General features: G+C 64.1%; 19 protein-coding genes and 1 pseudogene. 11 read left to right on the top strand and 9 right to left on the bottom strand.

The window, feature by feature from the left end; genetic code table 11:
- Positions 1 to 86: 86 nt before the first annotated feature.
- Positions 87 to 980 (top strand): annotated as a pseudogene (gene dinB, locus CFR72_RS13815) (DNA polymerase IV); the annotation flags it as partial.
- On the opposite strand, the gene CFR72_RS13810 reads toward dinB, so the two are convergent.
- The 3 genes from CFR72_RS13810 to CFR72_RS13800 form a co-directional block, all read right to left on the bottom strand.
- Positions 917 to 1,498 carry a DUF1643 domain-containing protein gene (locus CFR72_RS13810; RefSeq protein WP_110914482.1) on the bottom strand — a complete coding sequence of 194 codons (582 nt, stop codon included), beginning with the start codon at positions 1,496 to 1,498 and terminating at the stop codon, positions 917 to 919. The pseudogene dinB and the gene CFR72_RS13810 overlap by 64 nt on opposite strands.
- Before the next feature lie 240 nt (positions 1,499 to 1,738).
- Positions 1,739 to 3,028 carry an NAD(P)/FAD-dependent oxidoreductase gene (locus tag CFR72_RS13805; protein WP_110914481.1) on the bottom strand — a complete coding sequence of 430 codons (1,290 nt, stop codon included), beginning with the start codon at positions 3,026 to 3,028 and terminating at the stop codon, positions 1,739 to 1,741.
- 74 nt (positions 3,029 to 3,102) lie between these two features.
- On the bottom strand, positions 3,103 to 4,026 hold the full coding sequence (locus CFR72_RS13800; RefSeq protein ID WP_110914480.1) for an MBL fold metallo-hydrolase: 924 nt from the start codon (positions 4,024 to 4,026) through the stop codon (positions 3,103 to 3,105).
- 106 nt (positions 4,027 to 4,132) lie between these two features.
- Here CFR72_RS13800 and CFR72_RS13795 point away from each other — a divergent pair, with 106 nt between their 5' ends.
- The 3 genes from CFR72_RS13795 to mntR all read left to right on the top strand — a co-directional run bounded on the left by CFR72_RS13795 (position 4,133) and on the right by mntR (position 6,264).
- On the top strand, positions 4,133 to 4,786 hold the full coding sequence (locus CFR72_RS13795) for a peroxiredoxin (protein WP_227744295.1): 654 nt from the start codon (positions 4,133 to 4,135) through the stop codon (positions 4,784 to 4,786).
- An 11-nt stretch (positions 4,787 to 4,797) separates the two neighbouring features.
- Positions 4,798 to 5,664, top strand: a complete 867-nt coding sequence (gene purU, locus CFR72_RS13790) for a formyltetrahydrofolate deformylase (protein ID WP_110914479.1) — start codon at positions 4,798 to 4,800, stop codon at positions 5,662 to 5,664.
- A gap of 117 nt (positions 5,665 to 5,781) precedes the next feature.
- Positions 5,782 to 6,264 (top strand): manganese-binding transcriptional regulator MntR, encoded by a 483-nt coding sequence (gene mntR / locus CFR72_RS13785; RefSeq protein ID WP_110914478.1) that lies wholly within the window; start codon positions 5,782 to 5,784, stop codon positions 6,262 to 6,264.
- 19 nt (positions 6,265 to 6,283) lie between these two features.
- Here mntR and CFR72_RS13780 read toward each other — a convergent pair whose 3' ends face one another.
- Entirely contained in the window at positions 6,284 to 6,535 is a 252-nt protein-coding gene (locus CFR72_RS13780; protein ID WP_110914477.1) for a hypothetical protein, read from the bottom strand.
- Between the two features lie 209 nt (positions 6,536 to 6,744).
- Positions 6,745 to 7,698: a GAF domain-containing protein gene (locus CFR72_RS13775; protein ID WP_110914476.1), complete on the bottom strand. Its 954-nt coding sequence runs from the start codon at positions 7,696 to 7,698 to the stop codon at positions 6,745 to 6,747.
- A gap of 295 nt (positions 7,699 to 7,993) precedes the next feature.
- Between CFR72_RS13775 and CFR72_RS13770 the strand changes: the two genes are divergently transcribed.
- From CFR72_RS13770 to CFR72_RS13745, 6 genes are all read left to right on the top strand, one after another.
- Entirely contained in the window at positions 7,994 to 8,959 is a 966-nt protein-coding gene (locus tag CFR72_RS13770) for a thiamine pyrophosphate-dependent dehydrogenase E1 component subunit alpha (protein WP_110914486.1), read from the top strand.
- Positions 8,960 to 9,041: 82 nt separating this feature from the next.
- Positions 9,042 to 10,070 carry an alpha-ketoacid dehydrogenase subunit beta gene (locus tag CFR72_RS13765; protein WP_110094349.1) on the top strand — a complete coding sequence of 343 codons (1,029 nt, stop codon included), beginning with the start codon at positions 9,042 to 9,044 and terminating at the stop codon, positions 10,068 to 10,070.
- Between the two features lies 1 nt (position 10,071).
- Positions 10,072 to 11,208, top strand: a complete 1,137-nt coding sequence (locus CFR72_RS13760; RefSeq protein WP_110914475.1) for an acetoin dehydrogenase dihydrolipoyllysine-residue acetyltransferase subunit — start codon at positions 10,072 to 10,074, stop codon at positions 11,206 to 11,208.
- 285 nt (positions 11,209 to 11,493) lie between these two features.
- Entirely contained in the window at positions 11,494 to 12,966 is a 1,473-nt protein-coding gene (gene xylB, locus CFR72_RS13755; protein WP_110914474.1) for a xylulokinase, read from the top strand.
- Positions 12,967 to 13,066: 100 nt separating this feature from the next.
- Positions 13,067 to 14,218 carry an L-dopachrome tautomerase-related protein gene (locus CFR72_RS13750; protein ID WP_208630055.1) on the top strand — a complete coding sequence of 384 codons (1,152 nt, stop codon included), beginning with the start codon at positions 13,067 to 13,069 and terminating at the stop codon, positions 14,216 to 14,218.
- Between the two features lie 71 nt (positions 14,219 to 14,289).
- Positions 14,290 to 15,657 carry a sugar porter family MFS transporter gene (locus CFR72_RS13745; protein ID WP_110914473.1) on the top strand — a complete coding sequence of 456 codons (1,368 nt, stop codon included), beginning with the start codon at positions 14,290 to 14,292 and terminating at the stop codon, positions 15,655 to 15,657.
- A gap of 92 nt (positions 15,658 to 15,749) precedes the next feature.
- Here CFR72_RS13745 and CFR72_RS13740 read toward each other — a convergent pair whose 3' ends face one another.
- Entirely contained in the window at positions 15,750 to 16,097 is a 348-nt protein-coding gene (locus tag CFR72_RS13740) for a hypothetical protein (RefSeq protein ID WP_110914472.1), read from the bottom strand.
- Between the two features lie 110 nt (positions 16,098 to 16,207).
- Positions 16,208 to 17,593, bottom strand: a complete 1,386-nt coding sequence (locus CFR72_RS13735; RefSeq protein WP_110914484.1) for an amidohydrolase family protein — start codon at positions 17,591 to 17,593, stop codon at positions 16,208 to 16,210.
- A 236-nt stretch (positions 17,594 to 17,829) separates the two neighbouring features.
- Here CFR72_RS13735 and CFR72_RS13730 point away from each other — a divergent pair, with 236 nt between their 5' ends.
- Positions 17,830 to 18,726, top strand: coding sequence for a sulfurtransferase (locus CFR72_RS13730; protein ID WP_167400402.1), 897 nt, complete (start codon positions 17,830 to 17,832; stop codon positions 18,724 to 18,726).
- Positions 18,727 to 18,774: 48 nt separating this feature from the next.
- Here CFR72_RS13730 and CFR72_RS13725 read toward each other — a convergent pair whose 3' ends face one another.
- Positions 18,775 to 19,017, bottom strand: a complete 243-nt coding sequence (locus tag CFR72_RS13725; protein WP_110914471.1) for a hypothetical protein — start codon at positions 19,015 to 19,017, stop codon at positions 18,775 to 18,777.
- On the bottom strand, positions 18,935 to 21,199 hold the full coding sequence (locus tag CFR72_RS13720; RefSeq protein WP_146220741.1) for a hypothetical protein: 2,265 nt from the start codon (positions 21,197 to 21,199) through the stop codon (positions 18,935 to 18,937). The genes CFR72_RS13725 and CFR72_RS13720 overlap by 83 nt, the downstream gene beginning before the upstream one ends.
- Positions 21,200 to 21,885 lie beyond the last annotated feature (686 nt).

The raw sequence follows: 21,885 nt of genomic DNA, 5'->3' as shown, positions 1-21,885 counted from the left end.
GCGAATGGTATGCTGTCAGATGCCAGCTCGCCATCATGTTCGATGATCGTTTCCCAATGGCCTGAAAAAGTGCCACCGCACAAAATTCTACACAGTCTCGGATCCATGAAATCTTTGCCCGCTATACCCCGCTGATACAGCCGCTTTCGCTGGATGAGGCGTATCTGGATGTCACACATCCGCTGCTGCCACGCGGGTCGGCCACCGAAATCGCGCGTGAACTGCGCGCCACCATCCGCGCCGAAACCGGGCTGTGTGCCTCCGCCGGGGTGTCCTACAACAAATTCCTCGCCAAGCTGGCCTCCGACCATCGCAAGCCCGATGGCCTGTTCGTCATCACCCCGCGGCAGGGGGCGGCGTTCGTGGCCGACCTGCCGGTGGAGCGGTTCCATGGCATCGGTCCCGCCACGGCGGCGCGGATGCATGCGCTGGGCATCCATACCGGGCGTGACCTGCGTGAGCGCACGCTGGCGGATCTGACGCGGCATTTCGGCAAGGTCGCCGCATTTTATTACGGGGTGGCGCGCGGCGTGGACCACCGCCCGGTGGAACCCGACCGCCCGCGCAAGTCGCTGGGCACGGAACGCACGTTCGAGCGTGACCTGTATGAATGGCCTGACATGCTCACGCCCGTATCCGACATGTGCCAGCGTGTCTGGCACGGGTGCGAACGGCGCGACATCACCGGCCGGACCGTGACGCTGAAGGTCAAATACAATGATTTCCGCCAGATCGTGCGCGCCTGCACCCTGATGCAGCCCGTTACCTCGGCGGAGGAACTGCTGGTCCATGCGCAGGGGCTGCTGCGCGGGTGCTTCCCGCCCGAACGTGGTGTCCGGCTTCTGGGCGTCACGCTGTCCACGCTGCTGCCGCGCGCACAGGCGCAGGGCCGCCAGCTTGCCCTCGCGCTGGAGGATCAGTCGCCCGGGAGCGTATCAATCGGTGGCAGCGGCGTCGGGCGCAGGTCGGCTGGCAAATAAAGCGGGTGTTCGGGACGCCGGGCGCGACTGCTCAGGCGCAGGACATTCACCGTGATCCCGGCCGCCTGGAGCATGCGCACCACGTCCGTGCCGCGCGCGCGCAGCGCGGGATAGCGCGGGCAGCCATAGGCCGCGACCACAAGGTCCGCCCGGCGCGCCATGTCGAGCAGGTAATGGTCATTTTCCGGCCCCACCGGGTCCGCGACCTCCATCAGGCGCGTCTGGTCGGTGCAGCGATAGGCAAAGGTATTGCCCACGAAAATCGCCCCGTATCCCCATGCGCGCGCGTAACGCTGGCATTTGGCGACCGTGCGGTCATCGCCATCTTCCGTCGCGACGGAGGGATTCATCATCAGCCACATCACCGCCGGGCGAGTGGGATCCCACGTGCGCGTCAGCGTATAGCGGTAGCATTTGCCCGGCCCGCCATAGATGGCGTGGCTGACGACGTCATCGGACAGGCGCAGCGGACGCGAACTGCCGACATGATGGGAAGGGGAGGGAGGAGCTTTCTTCATCACCGCTGCTTCATACGCCGTTTCTGCCTGTGATGCATCCTTGGCGCGGCAGGTGCGAAGACGTTGCTGACAGGAAACTTCCTGAACAATAAAGGTTTTTGCTTAAGATTTTTGCAAGGAGAAAGCCAGAGACTTCTGTTATTTCATAATTTTATTTGAGGAGGTTATTCCAAAAAAGAATGCCGCCTTTTAAAAAAAAGGCGGCACCCGGAACATTTACTTCCTTATGCATGCAGCCATTCAGCTTTTGCCGCACAGCGGGCGGGGTTCGACCATCAGTTCGCGTCCCTTGAGCATTCCGTCCCAGTACAGCAGCGGCATGACATATTCCTTCAGCAGCCACGCCAGATGCGTCGGGCGACGGCCATCGAGCAGCCATGTCGGCAGGGTCGGTTCCAGCTTGCCGCCATATCCGAACTCCGCCAGCACGATCTTGCCGCGCTCCACCGTCAGCGGGCATGCGCCATAACCGTCATAATCCGCGACCATCGGCCGCCCCTCCAGCGCCGCGAGCGCATTGACCGCGACGATCGGCGCCTGCTTGCGCACGGCGGCGGCCGTCTTGGCGTTCGACGTTCCGGCCACATCGCCCAGCGCGAACACGTTGTCATACTTGACATGGCGCAGGGTGGCGGGGTCCACCGCGACGAACCCGTCCGCCCCGGCCAGCGGGCTGTTGCGGATCACGTCGGGCGCGCGCTGCGGCGGGACGACGTGCAGCATGGCGAATTCCACCTCGCTCTTCGTCGTCGCACCATCCGCGCCGACGTTGGAGAAGGTCGCGACCTGCCGCTTGCCATCGACCGCGACAAGGTTGGATTTCAGGTGCAGGTCAACGTGATAGCGCTCGATATATTCAATCAGCGCGGGGACATAGTCCTTCACCCCGAACAGGCCCGGCGTCGCGGTGTGGAAGGAGACGTTGATGTTGTCCGAAATCCCGCGCCGGCGCCATGCGTCGCACGCCAGGTACATCGCCTTCTGCGGCGCGCCCGCGCACTTGATGGGCATGGGCGGCTGCGTGAACACCGCATTGCCGCGCCCCAGCGTCTGCACCATCTGCCACGTATAGGGCGCGAGGTCGTAGCGGTAGTTGGAGGTCACGCCATTGCGGCCCAGCGTCTCGGGCAGGCCCTCGATCGCGTCCCAGTCCAGCATGATGCCGGTGGCGACGATCAGGATGTCGTAGCGCACCGACGACCCGTTCGACATGTGGACGAGGCGCCCGTCGGGATCGAACCCGGTGGCGGCGGCCTGGATCCAGTCCGCACCGGCGGGGATCAGCTTCTTTTCCGACCGCCGTGTCTGCGACTGCTTGAACACGCCGCCGCCCACCAGCGTCCAGCCCGGCTGGTAGAAGTGCGAGCCCGAGGGTTCCACGATGGCGACGGTGATGCCCTGCTTGCGCTTGAGGATGCTGGCGGCGGTGGACAGACCCGCGGCCCCGCCTCCGATGATGGCGATGTCATAGGTCAGTCCCCGCGCGCTGCTGGCCAGTGCGGGGGCGGAGGGGGCAGGGGTATCGTTCATGTCTGGCTATCTCCTCGGTAACGATCAAAGTGGCCGTGTCGTGGTCTGGCGACATGGCAGAAATGGGCGGAGGATCACACGCGGTCAATCGGGATCTTTATATAACGCGTGCCATTCTCCTCCGCCTCCGGCAGGTGGCCGCCGCGCATGTTCACCTGGACGGAGGGCATCAGCAGGTTGGGCATCGACAGCGTCGCGTCCCGCCCGGTCCGCATGGCGACGAATTCGTCCTCGCCCACACCTTCATGAACATGGACATTGTGCGCGCGTTCCGCCCCCACCGTCGTTTCCCATGCGAACGTGTCGCGTCCGGGCGCCTTGTAATCATGGCACAGGAACAGCCGCGTCTGTTCAGGCAGCGACAGCAGGCGGCGGATGGAGCGATACAGCATCCGCGCGTCCCCGCCGGGAAAATCCGCGCGCGCGGTGCCATAATCGGGCATGAACAGCGTATCGCCGATGAAGGCCGCATCCCCGATCACATACGCCATGTCGGCGGGGGTATGGCCCGGCACATGCAGCGCGATGGCGGGGATGGAGCCGAGCATGAACGTGTCCCCGTCATGGAACAGGCGGTCGAACTGCGACCCGTCGCGCGCGAAACGTGTCCCGGCGTTGAACAGCTTGCCGAAGATGTCCTGCACCCGGATGATGTCCGCCCCGATCGCAAGCTTCCCGCCAAGCTGTTCCTGTATCCACGGCGCGGCCGACAGGTGATCGGCATGGACATGGGTTTCCAGCAGCCATTGCAGCTTCAGGTCGTTGGCGCGGATGTAATCCACCACCTCCTGCGCATGGTGATGGGCGGTCCGCCCGGCGGCGGGGTCGTATTCCATCACACTATCGACAACAGCGGCCTCCCGCGTGGCGGGATCGTGGACGACATGCGTTGCGGTAAAGGTCGTATTGTCGAAAAAAGTCTTTATGAACGGCACTTTATTAGACCTCAGGGCTGAAATGACCTGACGGTCGGCAGCGGCGAGGGCTAAATCTGACATGGCTTTGTCTTCATAATAGTTTATAAATTACATAATAAATGTATGTTGTCGTGCATCTTGCGTCAAGGCGCGACAGATGCAAAAGGGGCAGACAATGAACAATGGCATGACCTCACCCATTCCCAACGCCACGGCGCAGCATCCGTTGCGTATCGGCGACACGGCCCCGGACTTTCAGGCCCGTACCTCCCGCGGGGAGATGCGGCTGAGTGATTTCCGCGGCAAATGGCTGCTTTTCTTCTCCCATCCTGCGGATTTCACGCCGGTCTGCACCAGTGAATTCCTGGCGCTGGCGCGTGAATATTCCCGTTTCGAGGCCATGGACTGCGCGCTGCTTGGCCTCTCGGTGGACAGCCTGTATTCCCATCTTGCATGGCTGGAGGCGATTCGCACCCGCTTCGGGACGGAGATTCCCTTCCCCGTGGTGGAGGACCCGTCCATGGCGGTCGGCCAGGCCTATGGCATGCTGGCGGCCGATGCGCATGACAGCGCGACGGTGCGTGCGACCTATTTCATCGACCCGACGGGACTCGTGCGTGCCATCATATGGTATCCGATGTCGGTGGGGCGCTCCGTCGATGAACTGCTGCGCCTGCTTGCTGCGCTGCAGCGTTCGGACAATGGCGACGTCATGACGCCGGAGGGATGGCGTCCGGGCGATGACGTGCTGACCCCCGTCCCCCTGACGCAGGACGAGGTACGCGACGCCAATGGGTGCTGGTTCTATCCCGCGACCCCCGACCGTTCCCCCCCGAAATAGAAGGCGCGCCCATGTCCGCCATGTCCGTCCATATCCTGACGCTGCGCTGCATGAACCGCCCCGGCATCGTCGCCGCCCTCAGCACGACGCTGTTTGGCGCGGGATGCGACATTACCGAGGCGCAGCAGTTCGATGCGTGGGAAAGCCGGTCCTTCTTCATGCGGGTGGTGTTCCGCATGCCCGTGCGTGACGGGGCGGAGGCGGCGCTGCGTGACGCCGTGGCGGCGATGGCGCGCGAATTCGACATGGACTGGACCCTGCGTGCGCGGACACGGCCCACGCGCACGGTGCTGATGGTCTCGCGCTTCGACCATTGCCTGGTTGACCTGCTGTATCGCTGGCGGATCGGCGAACTGGCGATCGACCCGGTCGCGATCATCGCCAATCACCCGCGTGAAACCTATGCCGGGATTGATTTCGGGGACATCCCTTTCCACTACCTGCCGGTCACGGCCGCCACCCGCCCGGTGCAGGAGGCGCGGATCTGGGACATCGTTTCCACCACTGGGGCGGAACTGGTGGTGCTGGCGCGCTACATGCAGGTGCTGTCGGATTCGCTGGTGGCGCGCCTTGTGGGGCGGTGCATCAATATCCACCATTCCTTCCTGCCGGGGTTCAAGGGCGCGCGGCCGTATCACCAGGCCTTTGCCCGCGGGGTCAAGCTGATCGGGGCGACGGCGCATTTCGTGACCGGCGACCTTGATGAAGGCCCGATCATCGAACAGGATGTCGAGCGTATTTCCCACGCCGACAGCCCCGACGACCTCGTGCGCAAGGGGCGCGATATCGAACGGCGCGTGCTGGCGCGCGCGGTGCGGTATTTCACCGAATGCCGCGTCATCCCCGACGGGCGCAAGACAATCGTCTTCAGCGCATGAACGGTCCCGGACGTGGCGTGGGACAGGGGATTGAGAAGGCGGAAACTTCTGTATAAGGCAGGGGAGCAGGGGCTTTTCCCATCCATATCCCGCCAGTTCCGACCTTCAGGAGACACCATGAGGCGCAGAAAACCTGGCTCCATGCCTGATCCGCGGACCCAGTCGGCGGGGTTCGAGCAGGCGCGCCAGTCACGCAAGACCGCGCTGGTGGAGGATTATGTCGAACTGATCGCCGACCTGCTGCATGACGGGCAGGAAGCGCGCCAGGTCGATATCGCGCAGCGCCTGGGCGTGTCGCAGCCAACGGTGGCCAAGATGCTGTGCCGTCTGGAGGCGGACGGCCTTGTCACGCGCCGTCCCTACCGCGGCATCTTCCTGACCGAAGCGGGAGAGAAGATGGCCGCCGATAGCCAGGCCCGCCATCATATCGTGGAGACGTTCCTGCGCGCGCTGGGCATCAGCGAGAAGAACGCCAGCATCGACGCCGAAGGCATGGAGCATTACGTGGGCGAGGAGACGCTGGCCGCCTTTGAGCGCGCGATCCGTGCCGGTGTCGCGGAGTTCATGGGCACCCGCGCTGCCCCCGAAAGCCACAAATGACCATGTCGTATGCCGCGCCTTACGGCAGCGGCATGTATTCGTCGGCAAGGTAGTTGGGCGGTCCGCCATCCAGTCCCTCTGGCGCGAAACCGTCATTATAGGGGCCGTAATATCCCCCCATGCCCGTCTGGGTCTGGTTCCAGTCATTGTCCGCGATGGGCGGCCCGTCAGGCCCGCTGAGTCCCATGTTGTAGGGGCCTGCCCCGTTCGCGCAGGCCGACAGCAGCGCTGTTGCGGCAAACAGACTCGCAAGCCGGATCGGAAATGTCATTGCGTGTCCCTCCCTGTCCCTGCGTCATAGGGGTTTGTTATGCTCTGCGACAGGGGGATGTGCACAGGGCGCACCTGCATGGCGGTCCTGACATGTGGGGGGCAGGGCTGGAAAAAAGATTTCCAGATAAAAGTTTCTGGTGAAGCTTTTTTCAAAAAGCTTCAGGGAACCCCGTCTTTAAAAAAAGCAGCACCCGGAAACTTCCGGATTCAGCAGGCCTGCGTGTCGGAGGGCGCAAGCATCCGCATCTTGCGATGCAGGGTGGACCTGCTGATGCCCAGCATCCTTGCCGCCACCGCCACCTTGCCGCGTGCATTCGCCATGGCGGAGCGGATCGCCATCTTCTGCGCATGGCGCAGGTCGCCGCCTTCGGCCGTGGCCGTGGGGGCGTCGGCAAGGAGGCAGAAATTGAGGTCCTGCGCCGGGGCCACGCCCATATGCACCCGCGCGGCATGGGTCGCACCCACCACCACCCGGTCCGCATCCAGCGCGATCATGGGCACCGACCCGTCGCGCCCTTCGCCCAGCAGCATGACCGCATGCCCGCGATAGCGGTCCATGAAGCAGGCGCGTTCGATCTGGCGCGCCGCCTGGGTCACGATCGCACCGATCAGCGCGGTTTCACGCCCGTCCTGCGTGGGGTGGAACGAACTGGCGTTGATCACGCCCGCCACGCGGCCCAGTGCGTCATGCACCGGTGCCGCGACACAGGCCAGTCCACGCAGGGCGACGCGCCAGTGCTGTACTGCATGGACGCTTACCGGCCGTCCTTCGGCCAGGCAGGTGCCGATGCCGTTCGTGCCTTCGCGCATTTCATCCCAGACCGCGCCGGGCCACAGGCACCATCGCCGTGACCCGCGCCGGATGGCGGGATCGACCCGATGGGCCAGCACGACGCCCTGCGCATCCGCCAGCAGCGTTGCGTAACCCAGCGTGGCGAGCATGGCGTGCAACTGCGCCATCGCCGCCTCCGCATGGCGCGGCAGCGCCCCGGCCCGCTGGCAGCACTGGCGCAGTTCGGCATCGCACAGGACCTGCGGCATCCATGGGGCAACGGGGTCAAGGGCATAGTCATGGCCACACCGGCGCCATGACGCCTCCAGCCCCAATGCCACCTGTGGCGGGGACGTTTCATGGGACACGGGACGGGGGAATGGGGGCATGGGGTGCCTGTCGTGTAACGGTTGGTACGAAAATATGCCGCACGAAGGGTCCGGTGTGCGTGATGTCGCCTTAACCCGTCGCAAAGTGTCGCGTTTCGCGACACTTCGGACATGCGGCGTCACATGGGCGTGAAAGCGGTGCGGCCATGCTTGTTTCGCACGGGGTGGTGGCGCTGTGGTGCGGATGTGCCCGGTCGCGCCAGTGCAGTGTGAAGTGTCCGCTTCCCCGCATGTGGCGCGCCGGGCGGAGGATGAACGCCATAACGAACCCATGGCTGGAACAGGGAAAATATCCATGCAAATAGCGCGTGAAACGCTGCTGCGTTCCTATCGTGCGATGCGCACCATCCGCATGTTCGAGGAACGCCTGCATGTCGAATTCGCAACGGGCGAAATCCCCGGTTTCGTCCACCTGTATTGCGGGGAAGAAGCCTCGGGCGTTGGCGTGTGCGCCAACCTGACGGATAACGACACGATCGCCAGCACCCATCGCGGCCACGGCCACTGCATCGCCAAGGGCGTGGGCGTCGCGGGCATGATGGCCGAAATCTATGGCCGCAGCACCGGCGTATGCCGGGGCAAGGGCGGGTCGATGCATATTGCCGACCTTGCGTGCGGGATGCTGGGCGCGAACGGCATCGTCGGTGGCGGCCCGCCGCTGATCTGTGGCGCGGCATTATCGCACAAAACGCTACGCAATGGCGCCGTGGCGGTCGCATTCTATGGCTACGGGGCCTCGAACGAGGGCTCGACGCTGGAGAGCCTCAACCTCGCCTCCGTATGGAACCTGCCCGCCGTCTTCGTGGTGGAGGACAACGGGTATGGCGAGGCCACGGCCGCGTCCTATGCCTGCGCAGGCACGCAGAAGGCGCGCGCGGCGGCGTTCGGCATGCCCTATGTCGAATGTGACGGGTCGGATTTCTTCGCCGTGCACCAGGCATCGGCCGAGGTCATCGCCCATGCGCGCGCGGGCAACGGGCCTGCGATGCTGCATGTCCACCTGCAGCGCTGGTACGGGCATTTCGAAGGCGACGCCATGACCTACCGCGCTGCGGGTGAGGTGGCGGAAGCCCGGCGCGACCATGACTGCCTCAAGCTGTTCCGCGACCGCGTGACGCAGTCCGCCCTGCTGGAGGATACGACGCTCGACGAGATCGACGCCGCCGTCGCGGATGAGATCGAAAGCGCGGTCATGCAGGCCAAGGCCGATCACCTGCCGCAGGATCCGGACCTGCTGGCGGATGTGTATGTGCGGTACTGAACCGGTTGCGTGCAGGCCGTGCGTGGGCGGGCATATGCTGCCCGCGTGCGCGATCCGCAACCTTTGTCCGAAAGAATGAAGAATGAGCAAGAAAAGCTTTCGACAGGCCATTAACGAGGCCATCCGCCTGGAAATGCGCCGCGACCCGCGCGTCATCCTAATGGGCGAGGACGTGGCCGGTGGCCGTGGCGGCTCCGCCGGGATCAAGGACGCATGGGGCGGCGTGCTTGGCGTGACCAAGGGAATCCTTGAGGAATTTGGCGAGGACCGCGTCCTCGACACCCCGATTACCGAGGCCTCCTATATCGGGGCTGCGGCGGGGGCGGCGGTGACGGGCCTGCGCCCGGTGGCCGAACTGATGTTCGTGGATTTCGTGGGCTGCTGCCTTGACCAGATCATGAACCAGGCGGCCAAGTTCCGCTACATGTTCGGCGGCAAGGCGCGCACGCCGCTGGTGATCCGCGCGATGTATGGCGCAGGCTTCAACGCGGCGGCACAGCACAGCCAGGCGCTGTATCCGCTGTTCACCCACATCCCCGGCCTGAAGGTCGTCGTCCCGTCCTCCCCCTATGAGGCGAAGGGCCTGCTGATCGAGGCGATCCGCGATGACGACCCGGTCATCTTCCTTGAAAACAAGGTCATGTACGATGACGAGGAAGACGTCCCGGACGAGGCCTATACCATCCCGTTCGGGGAGGCGAACCTGACGCGTGAGGGCGGGGATGTCACGATCGTGGCGTTTGGCCGCATGGTGGGCCTGGCCAACCAGGCGGCGGACAGCCTTGAGCGCAAGGGCATAAGCTGCACCGTCATCGACCCGCGCACGACATCGCCGCTGGATCGCGACACGATCCTGGAATGTGTGGCCGATACTGGCCGACTTGTGATTGTCGATGAATCGAGCCCGCGCTGCAACATGGCGACCGATGTCGCGGCCCTGGTGGCGGAGGAGGCATTCGACGCCCTGCGCGCGCCGATCCGCCGCGTCGTGCCGCCCCATACCCCGGTGCCTTTCGCGACGGTGCTGGAGAACCTCTACCTTCCCAGCGTGGAGAAGATCGAGGCCGCCGTCACATCGGTCATGAACGTACGCGTTACGGAGAAAGCCTGACATGGCAAGTGAGATCACACCCATCACCATGCCCAAATTCGGCCTTGCCATGACGGAGGGGAAGGTCGCCGGCTGGATGATCGCCCCCGGCAGGCCGGTGAAGGCGGGCGACGAACTGGTTGATATCGAAACCTCCAAGATCACCAACGCCTTTGAAAGCCCGGCGTCGGGCATCCTGCGCAGGCAGGTCGCCCCCAATGGGGAGACGCTGCCGGTGGGCGCGCTGATCGGGGTGGTGGCGGATGCGTCGGTGCCGGATGCGGAAATCGACGAATTCATCACCCGGTTCCAGGCGGAATTCGCCGAAAGCAACGCCTCCGCCAAGGGCGAGGAGACGGCGGTGGAGCCGACCCTTGTAACGGTTGGTACGCATACGCTGCGCGTGCATGACCTTGGCATGGGGGATGCGACGCCGCTGGTGCTGATCCATGGTTTTGGGGGGGATCTCAAGAACTGGATGCTCAACCATGCGGCGCTGGCGCATGGGCGGCGGGTCATCGCGTTCGACCTGCCCGGTCATGGCGGGTCGTCCAAGGATGTCGGGCCGGGCACGCTGTCCTTCTTTGCCGACGTAACAGTGCAACTGCTGGAACATTTCGACCTGCCGAAGGTGCATGTGATGGGCCATTCGCTGGGCGGGGGGATCGCGCTGACGCTGGCGCAGGCCGCGCCGCAGCGCGTGGCGTCTTTGTGCCTGCTCGCGCCTGCCGGACTGGGTCCGCAGGTCAACATGGCCTTCATCAACGGCTTTATCGAGGCGGACCGCACGCGGGCGTTGCAGGACGTGCTGAAATTCCTCGTGCATGACAAGTCGCTGATCGGGCGGCGCATGACCGATGACGTCCTGCGCTACAAGCGCCTCGACGGGGCGCAGGCGGCGTTGCAGACGGTGGCGGCGGCGTGTTTCCCCGATGGCAGGCAGGGCGATGACCTGCGTCCGGTGCTTGATGCCGCGCCATGTCCTGTCACCCTGCTGTGGGGGGAGGAGGACGAGATCCTGCCGGTCACGCAGGCCGACGGACTGTCCGCATCCATCGCGCGCCACGTCTTCAGCGCAATCGGGCACATGCCGCAACTGGAATGTGCGTCCGACGTGAACGGCATCGTGGAGACGTTCCTTACGCAGCACGACCACTAAGTGCATTGCACGTGATGGGAATGGGGCCTCCATCCCCGTTCGCATGACAATCGAATAAAAGTTTTTGGGTGCCGCCTTTTTCCCAAAAGGCGGCATTCTTTCTTTTCTGGAACTTTTTCGAAACAGATGCCTGATTTCGTGCGCGATAACCGGAAGGTGTGTCCCGCATGCTTGCCAAGCCGGACCCTGTGTGTTTTCAGTTATGACAACGCAGAACGGCAAAGCAAGACAGGCCGCACGGGACAGCGCCACGATGCTGCATCCGGCGGTACGGGATAATAATAAATGTTTGTCGGAATTGATCTGGGCACGTCGGCCGTCAAGGCCGTGCTGGTGGATGGCAGCCAGGATGTGGTGGGGGCGTGCTCGCGCGCGTTGACCATCAGTTCGCCGCGTGACGGCTGGAACGAACAGGACCCCGGGGACTGGTGGACGGCGACGCTTTCGGCGCTGGACGCACTGGCGGCGGCCCACCCGCGGGAAATGGCGGACGTGCGCGGCATCGGCCTGTCGGGGCAGCAGCATGGCGCGGTCCTGCTGGGCGATGCGGGGCAGGTGCTGCGGCCGTGCATCCTGTGGAATGACGTGCGCGCCGCCGCCGAAAGCCGCGAATTCGAACGCCGCTTCCCCGAAAGCCGGCAGGTCTGCGGCAACGTGGCCATGCCCGGTTTTACCGCGCCAAAGCTGTTGTGGGTGGCGCATCACGAACCCGAAATCTTCGCCGCGACCCGTCATGTCCTGCTGCCCAAGGCATGGCTGCGCTATCGCCTGTGCGGGGAGATGATCGAGGACATGTCCGATGCGTCCGGTACGCTGTGGCTGGATGTCGGGCGGCGGTGCTGGTCCGATGCGGCGCTGGCGGCCACGGGCCTTGCGCGCGATGCGATGCCCGCACTGGTGGAAGGCACGGCGCGGGCCGGGCGCATGCATCCCGCCCTTGCGCGGCGGTGGGGGATGAAGGACGCCCCCATCCTGGCCGGTGGGGCGGGGGACAATGCCGCCGGTGCCGTCGGGCTGGGCGCGGTGGCCGCGGGTTCGGCGTTCGTGTCGCTGGGCACGTCGGGGGTGGTGTGGGTGACGACCGACCGTTTCCGCCCGCATCCGCAGGGGGGCATCCATGCCTTCTGCCATGCCGTGCCCGACAGGTGGCACCAGATGGGCGTGACCCTGTCGGCGGCGTCGTCGCTGGCATGGTGGTCGCGCACCACCGGCATGGCGGAGGCCGACCTGCTGGCCGAACTGCCCGAACGGGTGACGCGGCCGTCGTCGGTGATCTTCCTGCCCTACCTGTCGGGGGAGCGCACGCCGCATAATGACGGCGACATCCGGGGCATGTTCGCCGGCCTGTCGTCGGGGACGACGCGTGCGGACATGACGCAGGCGGTGCTCGAAGGTGTCGCCTTCTCCTTCCGCGACGTGGTGGACGTACTGGCGGATGCCCGGTCCCCCCTGGCGCAGGCCGACGTGATCGGCGGCGGGTCACGCAGCAGGCTGTGGATTTCCATCATCGCCACGGTCACGGGGGTGTCGCTGCATCGCCTGGCGCATGGGGAGCAGGGCGGGGCGTTCGGCGCCGCGCGCCTTGCCCGACTGGCGGTGACGGGGGAAAGCGTGGCCAGCGTCTGCCTGCCGCCGCAACGGGTGGAAACCGTGCATCCCGACCCCGCGCTGTCGGGTGCGTATGAGGGGCCGCTGGCGCGCTATCGTGCGCTGTATGGTGGCGTGCGTGACGCCATGCAGGTCGATGCGCGATCGTGACAGCCTGCGCGTAACCGGGCATGGCGCCGTGTGCGACGCCGTGCCATGCGTTAGCGTTTGCAGATTCAGTCCAAGTCAGAGAAAGAATGGAATGTCGGGTATGACCTCCTCCCTGTTTGCCTCACGCCCCTCCCGTCTGTTGCAGGTCCTGGGGCTTGCGGGGCTGATGTCCGTCCCGTTGCAGGCCCATGCGCGTGACAGCCGCGACAGCGTGGACCTCGGGTCGATCCCGTCGCGCAACATCACCGTTGCCGCGCGCTTTGCCGACATGCAGGCGTCGGGCATCGCCGCCCTGCCGGACGGGCGCATCATCCTTGCCTTCCCGCGCAGCGCCGCCGACCATGCGGGGCCGCGCCTTGCGGTGCTGAAGGATGGCAGGCCGCAGCCATTTCCCGATGCGGCGACGCAGGCGCGCTTCATCTCGCCGCTGGGCATGACGGTGGACGCGACGGGCCGCCTGTGGGTCGTGGACGAAGGCGCGGTCGCGGGGGAGACAACCCCGCCGCAGCCTGCATTGATCGGCATTGACCCACGGGCCGGGCAGATCGTCGCCACCATCCCGCTCGGCGCCGGGACCGGGGCCACGCGCGGGGACAGCCACGTCAATGACGTGCGCGTGGACATGACGCACGGGGCGAAGGGCACGGCGTATGTCAGCGATACCTCCACCGCCGACCATCCCGCCATCATCGTGATCGACCTTGCCACGGGCAGGGCGCGGCGCGTGCTGGAAAACTCGCCCTCCACCCGCGCCGACCCGGGCTTTGCCATGGAGCTTGACGGGCAGATGCTGCAGTACAGCGCCACCAAACCCGTCATGGGGCAGGGCGGCATCGACGGTGTGACGTTGAGTGCGGATTCCTCGCGCCTGTACTGGCAGCCCCTGTCAAGCCGCCGCCTGTACAGCGCGCCGACGGCGCTGTTGTCCGATCCAGCCACCAAACCCGCGCAGCTTGAAAAAGCCGTCCGGGACGAGGGCGAGACCGCCGTGGTCGATGGCATGGCGACCGCACCGGACAATGCGCTGTACCTGACGGATATCGAACATCACGCCGTCATCCGGCGCGACCCGGACGGGCACCTGTCGATGGTGGCGCATGACCCGCGCCTGATTGCGCCCGACAGCATGGCGCTGGTGGGCAATACGCTGTGGCTGACGGTGGGGCAGTGGGTGCGCCTGCCGGTTTTCCACGATGGTCACGACATGGAACAGCGCCCCTGGCTGCTGGTCAGGATTTCCCTGCAGCAGTAAAGGCCCTTCGCCACATGGGCTGACCGCCTGCCTGCATATGTTGCTTACGCTGTCACGAAAGAAGAAGAATAATGGCGCAAGACACCAATACGGCCTCCACTCCCCCCATTGTCGGCCTGATCGCGGCCGTGGCGGCGACGGGGGGGCTTCTGTTCGGGTATGATACGGGCATCATCTCCGCCGCCCTGCTTCAGATCACGCCGGACTTCGCGCTCGATACACTGGGCCAGCAGGTCGTGACGTCGGCCATCGTGGCCGGCGCGCTGGGCGGGTGCCTGATTGCGGCCCCGCTGTCGGACAGGCTGGGGCGGCGGTACATGATCATGTTCGCGGCGCTGGTGTTCATATTCGGCACGCTGGTGGCGTCGTTTTCGCCGGGCATCTCCCTGCTGGTGTTCGCGCGCTTCATCCTTGGCGTGGCGGTGGGGATGTGTTCGCAGATCGTGCCGGTCTATATCGCCGAAATCGCCCCGCGGGAGAAACGCGGGCAGATGGTCGTCCTGTTCCAGATGGCGGTGGTGATGGGGATCCTTGTCTCCTTCATCGCGGGCTACCTGCTGCAGGACCAGTCATGGCGGCTGATGTTCGGGCTGGGCGTGATCCCGGCGGTGATCCTGTATGTGGGCATGTCGCGACTGCCGCGCAGTCCGCGCTGGCTGGCGATGAAAGGCAACCTTGAAAGCGCGTTCGAGGTGTTGCAGCGCCTGCGTCGTGACCCGACGGTGGCGCGGACCGAACTGGATTCCATCATCGCCATGCATGACGAGCAGGCGCCATGGTCTGCCCTGCTGCAGCCATGGGTGCGTCCGGCGCTGGTGGCGTCGGTCGGTGTGGCCCTGTTCTGCCAGGTCACGGGTGTCAACGCGGTGCTGTATTACGCGCCGACGATCTTTGCCGGGGTGGGGTTTGGCAAGAGTTCGGCGCTGCTGACCTCCATCGCCATCGGGGTTGCGATGCTGGCCTCCACCACGTTCGGAAGCTGGGCGGTCGATGCATGGGGGCGGCGCACGCTGCTTTTGCGCCTGATCCCCGGGGCGGTGGTGTCGCTGCTGGTGCTGGGGGCGATGTTTGCCATTGGTGCGACGCAGGGGATCAATACATGGATTACGGCGGCGGCGGTCGTGTCCTATGCCATCTTCAATGTCGGCAGCCTGTCGGTCGCGGTCTGGCTGGTGGGGGCGGAGGTCTATCCCCTGTCATGCCGCAGCAAGGGGATGAGCCTCGTGGCCGCGACGCACTGGGTGGCGGATCTGGTGGTGTCGCTGACGACGCTGTCGCTGGTGCAGGCGCTGGGGGCGGCGGGGACGTTCTGGATGTTCGCCGCGCTGAATCTCGCGGCGTTCGTGTTCGTGCTGCGTTACGTGCCGGAGACGCGCGGACGCTCGCTGGAGGAAATCGAGACGTCCCTGAAGAATGGCACGTTCAGCCAGATGAAATAAGGAGCAGAAGTTTTTGGTGAAGCTTTTTTTCAAAAAGCTTCGAAAGACGCCGCCTTTTTGAAAAAAGGCGGCACCCAAAAACTTTTATGACCTTATCCGGCGGATGTATCGTCCTTTCCCAGGGGCTGCGCGCCGCCCTTGCACAGGTCATCGAATGCCTCGTCCAGTGATCCGTCGGAGACGAAGCAGACCAGCACGTCGTCGCTTTCCTCCTTCTGCGCGCGCGCGGGCGTGATCACGGTGTCCCAGTCGCGCGACAGGGAATGGACGCGCCCGATCCGGGGGCTGAGGAATTCCCATGACCCGCCCTTGGCGACCGATCCCATGACGGTGGTCAGCAGGAAGATCGCAGGCTGGTCAGGCAGGTCCTGCGGCGGGCGCTTGAACTGGTAGATCGTGCCGGATTTGCCGAATTCGGTGAACGAGGTCCATGGTTCCATTGCGGATATCTCCTTTTCATGTCCCGTCTGCCATACTCAGGCCCATTCTCTTTCAGAAAAAAGCGCATGCAACCAATGCGTACCGGGGATTGCGGTTGCATGCCGTGCCCTTAGCCACCATGGACCAGCGGCCCATCGGCCATCACCCCGCGCTGCCACACCTGCGCGATATGGTGGATGTCGCCGATGTCGTGGTCGGGGCGTCCCTCCACCACCAGCAGGTCGGCCCGCAGGCCCGGTGCGATCGTGCCCCGGTCGGGCAGGTGCAGCATGGCGGCGGCATTGCCCGTGGCAAGGGAGATCGCCTGTAGCGGTGTCAGTCCCGCCGCGACCGACAGGTACAGTTCACGATGTTCGGCAAATCCCGGGATGCGCGTGGGCATTGCGCCTGAATCCGTGCCAAAGCCCACATGGATGCCCGCGCGGTACAGCGTCAGCAGGTTGCGCATGTTCATCGCCAGCGCCTTGTGCGAGGCCGCCGTCAGCGGGGCGGCGAGGACCTGCGCGCGCCATTTCGGGTCCGCGAACTGCGCGCGCAGCGCAGGTTCGAGGCCGGCGGAGAGGAACGGATCCTCCAGCCATTCGGGATGTTCGGCGAAGATATAGTTGGCCTCGTCAAGGTCGAGGGTGGCGATATACCATGTGCCGCGCTGCTCCATATCCTCGATCAGGCCGGTATCCACCGGCATGTCGCGCACGCCATGGGCCAGGATGTCCACCCCGGCCTGCACCAGTGCGCGGGCGTCGGACAGGTCGTGGATGTGGGCGGCCACCCGCTTGCCCCGCAGGTGCGCCTGCGTGATGGCGGCGCGATAGATTTCGGGCGTCATCTTGGGCAGGGGTTTCGCCCCCGGCACGCCGTTGCGGAAATCATCCACCCACAGCTTGATCAGGTCCGTGCCCTCGTCCGCCATGCGGTTGACGGCGGTGCGGGCCTCATCGGGGGTGGTGGGGCGGAAGACCTCGTCAGCGGCAAGGTTGAAGCGTTTTTGTGGCGGCACGCCATCGGGTGCGCCAATCCCCTGGTCCACGCCAAACAGGTCCGCGCCGGGATTGCGCCCGGCATGCTGTTCGCGGCGCAGTTCATCGAACAGCGGCGAGCGGTTCAGTCCCAGCGCCGTGACCGTCAGCACGCCATAACGTTCATACTGGCGCAGGGCGGCAAGGATATTGGCGCGGGTATAGTTCCGCGCGCCATTGGTGGTGCCCGATACCTGTCCCACATGGCTGTGGTCCGAAATCAGTCCGGGCAGCACCGTGCGTCCCGTCATGTCGATGCGCCGTGCGTCGCGGGGGGCGTCGATATGCGGCCCGACGGCCATGATGCGCCCGTTGTCGATCAGGATGGAAGCATCGGCCTGCGCGGCGGCGCCGGTGCCGTCAATCACGCAGGCATGTTCCATCAGTACCGGGCGTGCGTTTGCCCCCGCACCCCACCCCAGCGTGGGGGGGAGGGCAAGGGCCGTGGCGAGGAGGAGTTTTCCGGCTGTCCGCATCTTTGCGTCCTTCATGGCGTGTGGGGCGGGTGTCATGACAGGCAAACGCATACAGGGCCCATCGTGCAAGCACCCGCCAAAAGGCCTGATCTCACGCAATGCTGTACGGCACGGTGGACGGCCGCGTGCCGGGGGAGCATCCCGTTCCCATCATGGCCGCACCGTGTCGCGCCGCCTCCATCGCCGCGAACATTGCTGATAGTGCTGGTGACCAGCGTTCAACCATGCGGAAAGTGATGATGCCGACACCTGTCCTTTATTCCCCCGATGACGTCCGCAGGCTTGCGGCCGGTGGCGACGCCATCCTGATCGACGTGCGTGACAGCAAGGATTACGAGGCCGGCCATATCCCCGGCGCGGTCAACATGCCCGACATCTTCACCTATCTGGCCGAAACCACCGAGGACGGGCTGAAGACGCTGCGCGATACATTCGCCAACCTGTTCGCCGATTACGGACTTGATGGAAAAAAGACCGCCATCATTTACGAAGACGCGCTGCATACGCGCTATGGCGCGTCATGCCGGGGATACTGGATCCTGAGCTATCTCGGCTATCCCCGCGTCGGCATCCTTGATGGCGGGCTGAGCGCATGGCGCAGGGAAGGGGGCGCGTTCACGGCGGAGGTCACGACACCCGCGCGCACGCAGTTCCCGCTGTCGATCAATGCCGGCCTGATGGCGACGTATGAGGACGTGCGCGCAGCCCTTGGGTCCGCCACGGTCAGGCTGCTCGACAACCGTGACCGGGTGGAATGGCTGGGGGAAAGTTCGTCGCCCTATGGTGTTGACTTCGCCCCGCGCAAGGGGCGCATACCCGGTGCGGTGTGGATCGAATGGTACGATTTCATGCACATCACCGACAATCATGCGGCCTTTCGCCCTGCGGAGGAGATCCGTGCACTTGCGGCGTCACGTGGCCTGTTCCCCGGCGATGACATCATCATCTACTGCTTCAAGGGCGCGCGTGCGGCCAATACCTATGTCGCGCTTGCCTCGGCAGGGTTTACGCGGATGCGGATCTATATGGGATCGTGGAACGAATGGTCCCGCAACCCGGCGCTGCCGATCGAGGATGGCCTTCCCAGGGCGGCGGCACCCTATCGTGTGGAACAGGGGACGGCCACGAAATAGGCCGTCAACGGGGTGGGCGTTCCAGGCGCCCCCCGATGCCCCTGCCGATTACGCCTGTTCCTTCCGCACGGATGGATAGTTCATGCCGCCCAGCAGGGTATGGTGTGCTTCCTCCACCGTGGCGGCGGCATTGCGGATTTCCTGCGCCGCATCCTCGGTCAGAGGTGTCGCGGGAAGGGCCGAGATGTCCTGCGCCAGGGCTTCAAGTTCACCCTGAAGCCGGGTTGCGCGCTCCCGTATGGCCGCAAGGCCGGGGGCATCGACCGCGGCCCTGCGCTGGGCGGGGGTCATGTCGTTGCGAAAGGACGTCACGCGGTCCCCCAACATCCAGAATGCCATCCTGTCCTCCTTCAAAAGGGACTATGTCGTCAGGGTCATGATATATGATCCGGCACGGTGACCCCATGACCGCGAAAGGGGCTTTTGCCGGCATGGCGTGCATCCGTCCTGCCGCATGACCATACCACCGGCCCCTCATCCGTGCCTGTGGTATCAGATACCCCGGATCATCTTGATTTTTTTTCCTTAGCGCGCGTTCCGCCCACCGCATGTTGTCCCCGCGCAGGATTTCCTTGCCGAGGTTATGCAGGATTTCGCGTTGCCGGGCCTGTATGACCTCGTCCGGGAGGTCGGGGTTCGCGCCAAAGGGATGGTCCAGCGCGGCCCGGGCACGTCTGAAAAGGGTGCATGTCATGCCGTAATCCACAAGGTCATCCGTCAGACCGGAAAATTCAAGGTAGCTGAGCAGGATGATCGCCATGGCCATGCCGAGCCTTGCCATATGTTCCAGCCCATACAGCAGCAGCGCGATCGCCCGTGACCCCGTTTCATCAAGAAAACCCGTCGTGATATGCACGGTGATGATGCACAGGCTGATGACGCTCAGGCCAAACATGCCGCGCGCCATGTTTTCAATCAGCTTCCGTTTCTTCGTGTCAGGTGCGATCTTGCGTTCTTCGTAATACGTGATCTGGTTTTCAAGCCAGTCCTGACGCACATAATCCAGCTTTGTCCCGTAATCGTAACTGATGGACGGGATCATGCATGCCCCCTGCTGGGCGCGCCGCACGAAGCCCATGAAATCCATCATGCCGCCACGCAGGCTGGGTGGATATTGCAGGAAGATCGCATCACGGATCCCGAGCACGTTCCAGTAATCCTGAATGCGTAACCCCTCGATCAGGATGCGCAGGTAGATCGTTTCTTCGCGCACGGTTCTCCAGTCCGTGAATTTGACAAAGGCAAAGATCAGGAAAAAGCTGAGCAGCGAACCGACCAGGGAGAATTTGACCCACAATGCCGGATCACCGGCAGCGCGGTTGGTCAGGATGACGGTCATCCCCATCAGCACGAACAGCCATCCGAAATTCTTGCGGACCTTGCCGGTCCGTTCGGTAATCATGTTGTCAAGGATCGTGCGCGTAACATAAACCCTTGTCCTGAATCCGTCCTTGCCGGGGGCTTTGACCTGCTGGCGCCTGAGGTGTTCCTGCACAACGCCATTCCAGTAGACGATCTTCATCAGGTCCCCGAAAACATCCTGTATTTCCGGTTTTTCTTCTGTCGTCCTGTCTTTCTGGAACGGGCCACGGCCCATGAGGCGTTTTCCGAATATCCCCCTGAAGCAGGCGATACCCGGAAATCCTTTCCCGTCCCTTGACCGCGCTTCGGCTGATTTCGTGTATTGATCGACCAGGTCATCGAGGGAGGTGCAGGTGTGCTGCCCATCGGTCCATTCCATCTCGAACGGGTGCCGGCCTGTCACGACGGGGCTTCCCTCCGCGCTGGCAGAGGTGCGTTTGCAGAACACCTTGCAGACCACCCCGATATCGGGTGGATAAAGGGGATGATGCGGGAGCAGGGTCTGGAGCATGTCAACGGAAAGCCCCGCAGGCATGCTGTCCCCGACCATGGGCTGGAGGTAGCCGGTCTCGCGGAACCTGACGACCTGTGCCGTGCCGCCCAGCCCCTTTGGGGGATTGCCGTCCCACAGGGCGATCAGGATATGGCTGCGCTGTGCGATGTAAATGCCCACGGCGGCGTATTGCAGATCCCGGTAGATGTTCTGTCCATCCTGCCGGATATACTCCTCCGAACCGGGAATCACGGTCTTGATCACCAGCCGCGTTTCAGCCGCGTGGTCATACAGCGCCCGGAATGTCTTTTTGCCCGCGTCGGAAAAATCATTCAGGTACTCGTCCGCCTCCAGCGGCAGGATGGCATGCACCTGCCAGCCAAGGTCATGCGCGACCTCGGCGAACAGACAGTCCGCCCCTTCTGCCAGCGCCGACAGGGCGTAAAGGGGGCTGTTGGGAAAATGCCTCTGGATCGCCAGCATCTGCTGTTCCAGGATTTCCCTGACCCTGTCGGGATCGAACAGGTTACGGTGCCCGGTGACGCCGATCGTGATGGGCAGGCCATCAGGGGGCGGGGGGATATGCGGCGTGTTTCCCAATGAAGCTGAAGGCGGCATGGCAGGCAGGCTTTCGCGGTCAATTCTGATGATTGGAATATACAGGGGGCCTTACTCCCGAAGCTGGCAGGCGGCCTTGATGCAGATAATGTGGCAAACCGCTGCGGAGCATTCTGATCCCGTCCGGTTGTACGATGGCGGGGTGCGGGGCTGTTCACATTCCTCACGATACACCGCGAACCGGCCGGCACCATCGTGCGCAGGCTGTCCAGTGCCTTGGCAAAAAGGGGGGCCGCCTTACTGTAGCGGCCCTGCGCCTGATAAACAGGCGGATTTCACGCGATATGACAGTGTTGGCTGGCATCAGGGCGGGGGCTTCCGGGTCAGGTGGCGGGATGGCAGATATTATTTGACCGGTCAGTAATAATTTATTGAAAATGGCCCTGCAAGCGACCTGCCCGCCCTTGGGGTTCGACTGGCGGATGGGTTTCGCTGCATGTGGATGGAAGAATTCGGGAGAACCCTTTGCCCTCGACACATGTGTTCGTGCGGGATGTATCGCGTCGATGGAAGGCTCAGACGTAACCGGCCGTTTGAGGCCGCCTTATGATTGAGGATTGTGACTGGTAACTTACCGTCGTTAACGACGTCGTTAACGACGTCGTTATTGACGTCATTTGAGAGGTAAGAATGACCCAGGAAATCCTGATTGGCGTTGAACGCCGCCGCCGCTGGTCGGATGAACG

The organism is Gluconacetobacter entanii (assembly GCF_003206495.1).
GTDB classification, from domain to species: Bacteria; Pseudomonadota; Alphaproteobacteria; order Acetobacterales; family Acetobacteraceae; genus Novacetimonas; species Novacetimonas entanii.
This window is presented reverse-complemented; position numbering and strand designations above follow the sequence as displayed.